Below are 10,601 nucleotides of genomic sequence, written 5' to 3'. Positions count from 1 at the left end.
ATTCTTCACATGCGTACAGTCTTGAGAAAAGGATACGTTACGGTGCAGGGCTTGATCTTATGGAGCTTGTTGGTATAAGGGGTGTCGGACGTGTGCGAGCACGTAAGTTGTACAATGCGGGCTTTGTTTCGGTTGCAAAGCTTAAAGGTGCTGACATGTCTATATTATCAAAACTTGTTGGGCCTAAGGTCGCTTACAATATACTGTCCGGTATCGGTGTTAAGGTGAAGGATAAGCACTTTGAGAGCATACCTATAAGTTCAAATACTCTAGATACAATACTGGACAAAAACCAAAAGACATTCAATGATTTCCAGTGATGTTGAACTATCCATTTTTGGTTTCTGTTCGTAAATGCCAATTGTTATTGTTTTTTGTCACTGGTTAAAACGAGATGATCATATGCTGTATAAACACCTATCGGAAGTCACTGACGAAGAGATGGAGAAGCTTCTCTGCCGCACCGGAGATATGATGGACGTTGCTGATACTGTTTCATCAATTCTAAAGGATGTGCAGGAGAAAGGCGATGAAGGCCTGCGTGAATATACTAAGAAGTTCGACAGGGCTGACATTCATGATATTGAGGTTAGTTCCGAAGAGATCGAGCAGGCAATGGAAGAGGTCGATGCAGAACTTCTCAGACATCTTAAGATTGCAGCGGAGAACATCAAAAACTTCCATACAGCACAGCTTCCACAGAAGACATGGTACATAGAACCGTCTTCTGGGATCAAACTTGGTCAGATGGCCACTCCGATAGCATCGGTAGGTGCCTATGTTCCAGGTGGTCGTGCTTCTTATCCATCCACTGCACTCATGACCATAATCCCTGCAAAGGTCGCAGGAGTAAAGAATGTCGTTATGTGTACTCCCCCTGGTTCTGATGGAAAGGTAAATCCGCTTACTATCGTGGCAGGCAAAGTGGCTGGTGCAGATCATATCTATAAGGTCGGTGGAGTTCAGGCGATCGCTGCAATGGCCTACGGTACTGAGACGGTATTAAGCGTTGATAAGATCGTGGGACCTGGAAATGTGTTCGTGACAGTTGCCAAGATGATGGTCCGGGATAAAGCGGAGATCGATTTCCCGGCAGGTCCGAGTGAAGTGCTTATCATTGCAGATGATTCTGCAGATGCTGCTATGATAGCATCTGATATTCTCGCACAGGCAGAGCATGATCCAAAAGCGGTTTCCGTGCTCGTGACCACATCATCTGAACTTGCAGAACAGACTAACACCGAGGTCAAAAAGCAGGCTGCCATTGCTGTACGCAGGGAGATCGTTTACCAATCTCTTGAGAATGCAGCTATCCTCGTTGCGGATTCCATGGATGAATGTATAGGAATATCCAATGATTTTGCACCGGAACACCTTGAGATCATGGTTAGAGATGATGATGCAGTTCTCGATAGGATCGAGAATGCAGGTTCTATCTTTATCGGTAATTATGCTCCGGTTGCAGCAGGTGATTATGCATCGGGTACGAACCACGTCCTCCCCACAGCCGGTTATCCCAGGATATATTCCGGTCTGAATATTCACCATTTCCTGAAATATTCCACCATACAGAAGATAACGAAGGAAGGCTTAAGCTCCATCGGAGATACGATAATATCCCTTGCTGAAAAAGAAGGGTTGCAGGCGCATGCCGATTCCGTAAAAATTCGCCTCAATGATTGATCAGTTTCGAGGGCATCAAATTAGAAGGTTCATGGGACTAATTTGAGATGCCCGAACTTAAAAAAACGTTTCAATCGTTAATTATTTAATAGGTTACTTAGTATCAATTAATTTATTAAGTTTGGTAGGACTGTTTGAATATAATGAGGTGTTCCTATGAAAATTAGAATCGTAAGCAAAAGGAAAGAAATTGAAAAACTTGATACTAACGAAAAGATCATCCATCTTGCATTCAGACCCTCCAATGAAGATATCTTTAACCTTGTAAAGAGATGTAAAGATGTCGAGGTAATTCAGATACCGACTTCATATAGGCGTACTGTATCCAAATCAATTGAAATGTTCATGGATATGCAGAACATCAAGCTTATTGTAGGGGATGTCTGGGGTCACAGAAAGGATATCAATGAATACTATACTGTATCTCCGGCTATTGCTGAAAGGATCAATGCTCTGAGATCTGAAGGGATATCAGATGATATTATAGCTGAAAAACTTTCACGTGAAGGAAAGTTGAACAAGGAAATGCTATTTTATATTCTGAGCCAGGGCTGATCATATCACAGTTGTTGCCTATGATCAGGCAACATTTCTCATTTTATTCATTATATTCTTATTTCGATATTATCTAACAGTGATTCATTTTCTTTGGCTGCTTCTTTATGGACATTTTTGAGATGGCAGAAATCACATATATCAATCTATTTATTATATCAGGTAATTACATCACCAAAACACTAATTGAGGATATCTGGTAATATGGCTCAACAATACGGAAAAGTATATCTTGTAGGCTCCGGTCCCGGAGACCCTGAACTGATGACCTTGAAAGCACGCAGGCTTCTTGACACTGCTGATGTTATCGTCTTCGACCAGCTTCCCGGGGAAAAGATACTGGCTTCCATGCCCGAGGCTGCAGAGAAGATCGATGCAGGTAAACACGCAGGGGACCACAATCTGACCCAGAGTGAGATCAACGATGCTATCGTGGAAAAAGCAAAGGAAGGTAAGATGGTGGTCCGTCTCAAAGGCGGAGATCCTTACATGTTCGGACGTGGCGGCGAAGAGGCTGAAGAACTGGTGGAAGCGGGTATCGAGTTCGAGATAGTTCCGGGCATTACATCTGCTCTTGCAGCTACGGCTTATGCTGGAATTCCTGTTACACACAGGGACCATGCTTCAATGGTCACTTTCATAACAGGCCATGAGGACCCTACAAAAGAGGAAACTGCTCTTGACTGGAAGACACTTGCTGCTTTTGGAGGTACCATCGTTATCTTCATGGGTGTCAAGATGCTCGAACGTAACATGGGCGAGCTGATGAAGAACGGAAAGGACCCCAAGACCCCAGTTGCAATGGTGGAGAGGGGAACACGTCCGGATCAGCGTGTGACCATCGGTACTGTCGAGACCATCGCAAAGATATCAAAGGATGAAGGGGTAAAGGCTCCGGCACTTACTGTTATCGGCGATGTTGTCAAGCTTCATGAGATACTGGGTTCCCAGATCTGAAAATATTGCTATTTATTGATGGTGATAAGATGGACCAAAACGGAAAGAAGCCTGTAATAGCTATAATGAGACCCGAGGTCTATGTGGTAAAGTCGCGTGAACTTGCGGAATCATTTGGTTTTGAAGTTGTGGCTATCCCAATGATAGAACTTGAGGATATGAAGGACGAATATTTCGATGCATTTGCAGAGAACGTGTTTTCTGGAAGATCCGATTATGTTATATTCACCAGTGCCAATGGCATCGACCATACCCTTTCCAAGATACCCGAGGACAAGCACAGCGAGTTCATCGATGCTCTTAACAAGACAAATGTGGTAGCTATCGGTCCGACAACTCGTAAACAGCTTGAAGATCTCGGAATAGCTGTAATGGGGATGCCGGGAGTCTACAGTTCAGAAGGGCTTGTGGAATATCTCTGTCCTGATGTTAAGGGTAAACAGATAGATACTGCAAGGAGCGCTTACGGTTCCACATTTTTGATCTCGGGCCTGAGGGACTGTGGTGCGAACGTGCTTGAGACAAAGGTCTATACACTGACAATGCCAAACGGAGCATTGCAGAACGAGCTTATAACTAAAAGTCTCAATGGTGAGATCGATGTATTTGCATTTACCAGTTCCATGATGGTCAGAAGCTTCTTCGACCGTGCAGGGGCTCTTTGTGAAGGCGAGTCCATAAGGGAAGTACTTGAGAATTCCCTTGTGGCAGCTATCGGTCTTCCGACTGCCAATACATTGAAGGAATATGGTGTGGAAGTGAATGTCACTCCTGATGAGTACACTTTCAAAGAGATACTAAGGGTCGCAAAAGCGGCTCTTGAAAACTGATCACATAAAAAACGAAATTATACATGCAGGAGGATAACTATGATAGGAATCTCAAAACTCTATTGCGGAACTGTTGAGCCATCGGATGCCCTTCGTTACGGGCGTGATTCAAAAAGACTTCCGTCACACCTGCTTCAATTCTCAAAGGATAAGAAACCGGTAGTCGTCTGGAATGTGACCCGTCGTTGCAATCTTAAATGTGTACATTGCTATGCACATGCAAAGGACATGGAGTTCGAGGACGAACTGACCACCGAGCAGGGTAAGGAACTGATAGATGACCTGGCAGAGTTCGGTTCTCCTGTGATGCTTTTCTCCGGCGGTGAACCGCTGATGCGCAAGGACCTGCCGGAACTTGCTGAGTATGCGATCTCCAGGGGTATGCGTGCGGTAATCTCCACCAATGGTACACTTATCGATAAACCCATGGCAAAGAAGCTCAAGGAGATCGGTCTGTCCTATGTCGGCATTTCCATTGATGGTCTGCGAGAGACCAACGATAAGTTCCGGGCTGTCGAGGGAGCTTTCGATGCTGCAATGGAAGGGCTTCGCAATTGCAGGGAAGAAGGCATCAAGGTAGGACTTAGATTTACTATCAATAAACAGAACGTGGCTGATATTCCTGCTATCTTCGACATGATCGAGGAAGAGGATATTCCACGTATATGCTTCTACCATCTGGTCTATGCCGGACGCGGGACCAAACTTGTGGAAGAGGACCTCTCCCATGAGGAAAGCCGCAAGACCGTTGACCTTATCATGGACCGCACAAAGCAGCTTCATGAGAAGGGAATGCCTGTGGAAGTTCTGACTGTGGACAATCACTGTGATGGTCCATACATTTACATGAGACTTGCAGAAGAGAACCCCGAACGTGCAGAAGAGGTCTATGAACTTCTCAAGATGAACCGCGGTAATTCCACTGGCATTGGATTTGGTTGTGTTTCATGGGACGGCTCAGTTCATCCTGATCAGTTCTGGAGGCATTACACCTTTGGTAATGTGAAGGATAGGAAGTTCAGTGAGATATGGACTGACCTGAACGATGAGCTCATGGCAGGTCTCAAGGACAGAAAACTCCTTATCAAAGCGAACGCTGACAGATGTGCAAAATGCAAGTGGTTCGATGTGTGCAACGCTAATTTCCGTGTACGGGCTGAAGCCGTGTATGGCAATGTCTGGGCAGATGATCCTGCATGTTATCTGACAAAAGAAGAGATCGGTTATGATGAAGAAGAGTGAGTGATTCGCTCTTCAGTTCTTGTTTTGTAAAGGCTGTTAAAGAACATTTCTTTGAGTTCAAGCACCAAATCCTCTTACAAAAATCACCATCCAGAACAGAAAACAGCATATTGCAAGAATATTGTATTGTATTTCTTTTCTTGATGCAAAATATCCTTCCAAACCACCAAGAATAGCCAGTATTCCGAAAAAAGCAAGAGTATTCATACTAGTAAAATCTCCTGATATTATTAGGCTCAAATATATATCCAGAAAGAGTCCGACTACAGGTACCACTCCAATTATTACAGATCCGATTTTATCCTTTGTGATCAATCCATACATGATGGGAGCTACCGGCAAAAGAAGCGTGCTGAAAAGTACAATAGGAAGTGTTAATAAGTCACCAATTGTTGCGCGTAATGCGTGTTCCAGATGATTTACTCCAGTTGTAATAGCAACGATTACTGATGATATGATCATTGAAATTGTTATATTTTTTACGTTCATTTTCGCCCCTTTAATGCTAGAAAACCAGTAAAGTTTTGGAATACACAGTTAATATGTTTTCTAAAAAATAAAAAGGTGAAATGATCCACCTCTTGGATACGATTTAATTATCATTTATTACAGTAGCTTTCCCATCGTTGTATGGAGTTGTTACTTTGTTGTTTAGCCAATAATTATCTTTGTAAACTGTCCAACCAGTTCCATAAAATCCTGCAATCAGATCTTCTGCTTGTTCAAATTGATCTGGATGATGCGGACTGGGGCTGTCATGATGCGCATTTGCTACAACATCACCAGATGATGTCTGCCAAAGCCTTGCATGGTATCCACCATTTGTGCGCAATATGCTGTCAGCCACACCATCGGCCAATACCCATCCCCATTGTGGATCAGATACATATTGGGCATATTGCACTGGATAATCAGTCCATCCTTCATTCAATATTTCTGATTTTACTGTATTTGCAGTGTTATCGTTCCATACCAGATTTATTGGATCCTCTTTTTCATAAATCATGTATCCGACATTTGACCATGTCCATTGTGGATAAGCATAACTATCCCACCAATTATATGCTTTGGTGGTTAGAACAACTTCTTTTTCAGTCACAACTACTTTTTCTGTTCCTTCTTGCATTAAGATATCTTTTTTATCAATAGGAATTTGTTTTACTTTTGTTATGTTATTGATTCCAAACCTTTCTTCAATATCTTTACCTGTGTATATTTCTTTTATTTCCAGATAACCATTCTCATATGTGTAGGTTGCAATTGATTCAACAGTTACAGTGTGTTCTTGTATCCATTGTTCCATTGTTTCCTCTGGAGATGCACTCACAGCCGGTACAAATGCCATGCTTACCAGTAACATTGCGGCAAGTATCATGCCGAGCCCAAATCTCATATTTGTTTTCATTTCTTCTTACCTCGCTATCAATTCCAGAGGCATAATAATATTAAATATTTTCAAATTCAATATTATTATGCCTCTGGGTATGTGGGGTTCAGCTTCTTCCAAAATTCGGTTGAGCCCCACACCAGAAATTTCTATTACATTCATCGTATACATTTATTACTGTGATGAATTTTCATCGATCCGGTTAATATTCATCAGTCCGATGAATATTCACCATTTTGATTAATGTCAGAAACAAAACAATTCCGGGATATTTTTCATGATTTTGCTTGTGTTTTCAGTGGATCGCATTTACAGCAAACAAAAAAAGCGTGGATTTTTCACAAATCTAATGGTCTCAGGTATTGCATCATATGCAATATTGAGGCACAAATTTCATATATTTTGCACACACTATGCGTTTTATTATTAGTTAAATCATATAATTTATATTACCTACATAATTTTCTTCCAAGTAACTTATTTAAAACGATACCTGATATTTTAAGCGAGAGCAAAGTTACGAGATTTAACTAAACTTTCACCTCAGGCAAACAAAAGACGTAAAACAACATAAAACATTCAATAAATCATTATGAGCAGGTTATCTGCATAAATATTCAGAATGGTACCGAAACATGGATATCCTTGAGATCTACAGAAAAGCAGGGGATGATGTCCAGGCGATATACAGATCCAGACTCATTACCGAGATACTGCTGTCACTAGATGAAGGCAGCAAAACACTTTTTCAACTTCGTGAAATTACCGGCAGCACATCTCAGGCATTAATACCAAAGATCAGAAAATTGGAATCTGACCAACTTATAGAGGCAAAGGAACACGGGTATTGCCTGACCCGGCTGGGAAAGATCGTAGCATCCAGGATCGCAGATTCCTTCATGACAATGGGAACGATCAACAAGCACAAACATTTCTGGTCAGACCACTGCCTCGAAGATATTCCAACTTCATTATTAAAAGAGGTTGGATGCCTTTACAATTCCGAAATCATCAGTGACACCAATATAGAGATTTTTAATCTATACAGCACCAATCTAAAAATCATAAAAGAAGCTGAGCATGTATTCGGGGTATCATCTGTCGTAACCACGGAATATGCAGATTTCATATCAGAAAGGGTATGCGAGGGAATCGCTGTTGAGCTCATCGTTACCGCCGATGTTGTAGAACAATTGAAGCAAGAGCCTTATGTCGAAAAGATCAATGCACTGAAAGATTATGAAAACTTTAAATTAATGACTATGGCTGATAATATTTTTGGGGGGCTCATTGTCACTGATAAATGCCTGTCATTGAGTCTGTATAAAAAAGACGGGGTGACATATGACATCACAAGTGGCATATTCAGCTTTGATTCGATGGCGGTTGGTTGGGGAAAGAGGCTCTTTGGGTATTGTAAGAATCGGTCAAAGGTTATAATAATTTGAGTCCAGTGCACTTTGTTCTAAAAACTTATTTATCCTTTATTTGACTAGTACATACTCTATCCATCCAACGTACCGGACCTTCAGGTAAACAGCATGTCTCTGAATTCAATCAACAAATCCTCTGATAAAAATTACCACCCAGAACAGAAAACAGCATATCGCAAGAATGTTGTACTCTATTTTTTTTACTGATGCAAAATATCCCTCCAGACCACCGAGAATGGCTAGGACTCCAAAATAAGCAAGAGTATACATACTGATAAAGTCTCCCCACACAATCCTTTTATGATGATGTGGTATTTTTACTCATTCGATTGCTATTTACATTAGTTCTTTGAACTATCTGTAGCTTGAAAGGCAGATGTAAATAAAATTAATCACTCACTCAATGTTGAGGAGATCCATAAAATCAAAAAAACACTTGAAAAAGAAAAAAAGAGAAAATGAAAAGTTTGAATATTTCAAACTTAATCTCTTTCGTAATCAAACAGCAGCATCTTTCCAGAATGAGAATCAATCCAGGCTGAAGCTGGATATTTATCATCTTCTGCAAAACTTGAATCCATAAACTGGATTTCCCATGCCAGATGAATTTTGTCCTCATCATCCTCTTTCCAGACGAGAGTAGATGAAATGACTCGAACAGTATCCGCTTTTTCTTCTCCTATATATGATTCCTTTCGCATGAACTCTTTGATAATTTCAACAGCTTCCTCGTCCTTAATGCTTGGTTCAATATCTATGAGTGCTATCTCATCTTCATTCATAGACCATCTTTTGCGATAACTTGAAACTTCGCCTGTTTCTGCATTTACCCTTAGTTGTACTCCATCCGAAATAGATGGTATTTCCCTAATCACCCTCGCATAGCTTATTTTATAAGTCCCTGGGAGGTCATCTGCGGCAGGCTCCCTGTATGTTATTTTCTCAAGTTCGACTTCATTGATTTTCTCAGTTGTAAGCTTGGACTGGATGTACTCTTCTGCTATTTCCAAAGCTTCATTTTTGCTAATACTATCGTTTCCTTGCACATTTTTTGCCCCGTCATATACAAAAAGCAACTCTCCGGTAGAGGCGTCTATTCCGGTTATGACACTATTTCCATCAGTTGTTTTTGAACTCAATTGCCAGATTAACCCGAAGCCATCCTTGTCAATGATCTCCCCATTAATGGATTTTGCAATTACCTCTGGATTTTCGGATATCAATATGGTTTCTGCATCCTTAAGGCTGAGATCTGTTTCAGTAATGGATGGATCAAGGTATTTTGATTGCTTTGCATCTTCTTTTGTGAGGAATATTACCGCATCTTCTGAAGCAAAAGCCATTAGTGTTGCACTTGATACTATCAAAACCAATACAAACATTTGATTAAGTTTCATGATTTTTCCCCCTTCAAGTCCTCAGACACAAGTCTGAGTTTCCTATAAATCTATTATTTCCAACATCGTCTGCAGATCCGAATTCATCTTCTACTTCGTCTTCTGCATATCTAGCCGCTTCAGAAACCTTGACATTGGTAAAAGTGGCAAGATCAAAGAACGCTGCATAAAATCGCGCATTCCTCTTGGTTAGAACGGTGTCTTTATAGCCAAAATAGGTATCAAAGCCTTTGTCAATAAACTCATTTCCTAAATCTGTATATTTTGCACTTTTACATGCACCTGCAAACATGAATCCCCCATTTCTTCCGTCCATCCAATTGTTCACATTTGAATCAGATAACCAACTCGAGTCTTTAAACTGCAGATAGCTTGCGCTTAAAGTTTCATTTGTTCCTCCATGAGTATGAATCACAACGACATTTACATTTGTTGTGTCATCAAGTGCATTTATATTAGCTACAAAGGCACTGTCGCTCGAAGATCCCGAAACGTAATCTGTAACTGAAGTTATATCAGGAATTAAAAGAAGATCTTGATCTACTTCATCAAATCTTGCATGAATATAATTAATTGTGTTAGCATCGATGTCTGCAAACTGAGTGCGACTTCTATCTAATATGGCATCAGGATCTGCAGATGCTGGGGAAGCAAACAAAAATAGCAGAATGCCAATCACGCATATATATTTTAAATTTGTTCTTTCAATGTTCATTCTTTCTTGCCTCATTTTCATTACTTGTGAGGCAAGATTACGTAAACTTTAAACACTATCAAAGTCAACCTAATCTCGCCTCCGGGCACGTGGGGTTCAGCTTCTACCCAAATCCGGTTGAGCCCCACTCCAGAAAATTCTATTACCTTCATCATATACATTAATTACTGTGATGAATATTCATCTATCCGGTTAATATTAATCAGTCCGATTAATATTCACCATTCTGATTATAGTCAAACACCCAACATTTTGGACTTCTGTTTTTCACTAAGAAACTTTTCAATCCATCTCTTTGCAAAGCTAATTTTTGATGAGCACTCCATAAATTTCCCATGTATTAAATCCCGCATATGATCAATATCGATAATGAACTCTCGCGAGATAACTTTTTTGATACTT

At 40.8% G+C, this 10,601-nt stretch carries 12 protein-coding genes; 7 read left to right on the top strand and 5 right to left on the bottom strand.

Annotated features, from left to right (window positions below):
- The 6 genes from QAS77_RS07295 to ahbC form a co-directional block, all read left to right on the top strand.
- Window positions 1-320 (top strand): helix-hairpin-helix domain-containing protein (locus QAS77_RS07295; RefSeq protein ID WP_305064689.1); only part of this gene is annotated, 320 nt, incomplete at its 5' end.
- Window positions 321-402: 82 nt separating this feature from the next.
- Window positions 403-1,683 (top strand): histidinol dehydrogenase, encoded by a 1,281-nt coding sequence (gene hisD, locus QAS77_RS07290; protein WP_305064687.1) that lies wholly within the window; start codon window positions 403-405, stop codon window positions 1,681-1,683.
- Window positions 1,684-1,839: 156 nt separating this feature from the next.
- On the top strand, window positions 1,840-2,238 hold the full coding sequence (locus QAS77_RS07285) for a DUF1699 family protein (protein ID WP_250866928.1): 399 nt from the start codon (window positions 1,840-1,842) through the stop codon (window positions 2,236-2,238).
- Window positions 2,239-2,442: 204 nt separating this feature from the next.
- Window positions 2,443-3,195: a uroporphyrinogen-III C-methyltransferase gene (cobA, locus tag QAS77_RS07280; RefSeq protein ID WP_305064686.1), complete on the top strand. Its 753-nt coding sequence runs from the start codon at window positions 2,443-2,445 to the stop codon at window positions 3,193-3,195.
- A 29-nt stretch (window positions 3,196-3,224) separates the two neighbouring features.
- Window positions 3,225-4,025, top strand: coding sequence for a uroporphyrinogen-III synthase (locus QAS77_RS07275; protein WP_305064684.1), 801 nt, complete (start codon window positions 3,225-3,227; stop codon window positions 4,023-4,025).
- 39 nt (window positions 4,026-4,064) lie between these two features.
- Window positions 4,065-5,267: a 12,18-didecarboxysiroheme deacetylase gene (gene ahbC, locus QAS77_RS07270; RefSeq protein WP_305064682.1), complete on the top strand. Its 1,203-nt coding sequence runs from the start codon at window positions 4,065-4,067 to the stop codon at window positions 5,265-5,267.
- Window positions 5,268-5,324: 57 nt separating this feature from the next.
- On the opposite strand, the gene QAS77_RS07265 is transcribed toward ahbC, so the two are convergent.
- From QAS77_RS07265 to QAS77_RS07255, 3 genes are all read right to left on the bottom strand, one after another.
- The gene (locus tag QAS77_RS07265; protein ID WP_305064680.1) at window positions 5,325-5,756 is read right to left on the bottom strand and encodes a hypothetical protein; all 432 of its coding nucleotides are present in this window, start codon (window positions 5,754-5,756) and stop codon (window positions 5,325-5,327) included.
- A gap of 103 nt (window positions 5,757-5,859) precedes the next feature.
- Window positions 5,860-6,672, bottom strand: coding sequence for a hypothetical protein (locus tag QAS77_RS07260; RefSeq protein WP_305064678.1), 813 nt, complete (start codon window positions 6,670-6,672; stop codon window positions 5,860-5,862).
- 6 nt (window positions 6,673-6,678) lie between these two features.
- Complete coding sequence (locus QAS77_RS07255; RefSeq protein ID WP_305064676.1) at window positions 6,679-6,816, bottom strand: hypothetical protein; 138 nt, start codon at window positions 6,814-6,816, stop codon at window positions 6,679-6,681.
- 473 nt (window positions 6,817-7,289) lie between these two features.
- On the opposite strand from QAS77_RS07255, the gene QAS77_RS07250 reads away from it, so the two are divergent.
- Entirely contained in the window at window positions 7,290-8,102 is an 813-nt protein-coding gene (locus QAS77_RS07250) for a helix-turn-helix transcriptional regulator (RefSeq protein ID WP_305064675.1), read from the top strand.
- A gap of 467 nt (window positions 8,103-8,569) precedes the next feature.
- On the opposite strand, the gene QAS77_RS07245 is transcribed toward QAS77_RS07250, so the two are convergent.
- Both QAS77_RS07245 and QAS77_RS07240 read right to left on the bottom strand, forming a co-directional pair.
- Window positions 8,570-9,484, bottom strand: a complete 915-nt coding sequence (locus tag QAS77_RS07245; protein ID WP_305064673.1) for a YcdB/YcdC domain-containing protein — start codon at window positions 9,482-9,484, stop codon at window positions 8,570-8,572.
- Window positions 9,485-9,497: 13 nt separating this feature from the next.
- Window positions 9,498-10,199: a hypothetical protein gene (locus QAS77_RS07240; RefSeq protein WP_305064672.1), complete on the bottom strand. Its 702-nt coding sequence runs from the start codon at window positions 10,197-10,199 to the stop codon at window positions 9,498-9,500.
- Window positions 10,200-10,601: the final 402 nt, after the last annotated feature.

It is taken from the genome of Methanococcoides sp., from assembly GCF_030594565.1.
In the GTDB taxonomy this organism is placed as follows: domain Archaea; phylum Halobacteriota; class Methanosarcinia; order Methanosarcinales; family Methanosarcinaceae; genus Methanococcoides; species Methanococcoides seepicolus.
The sequence above is the reverse complement of the archived record's forward strand: the minus strand, read 5'-3'. Positions and strand labels throughout refer to the sequence as shown.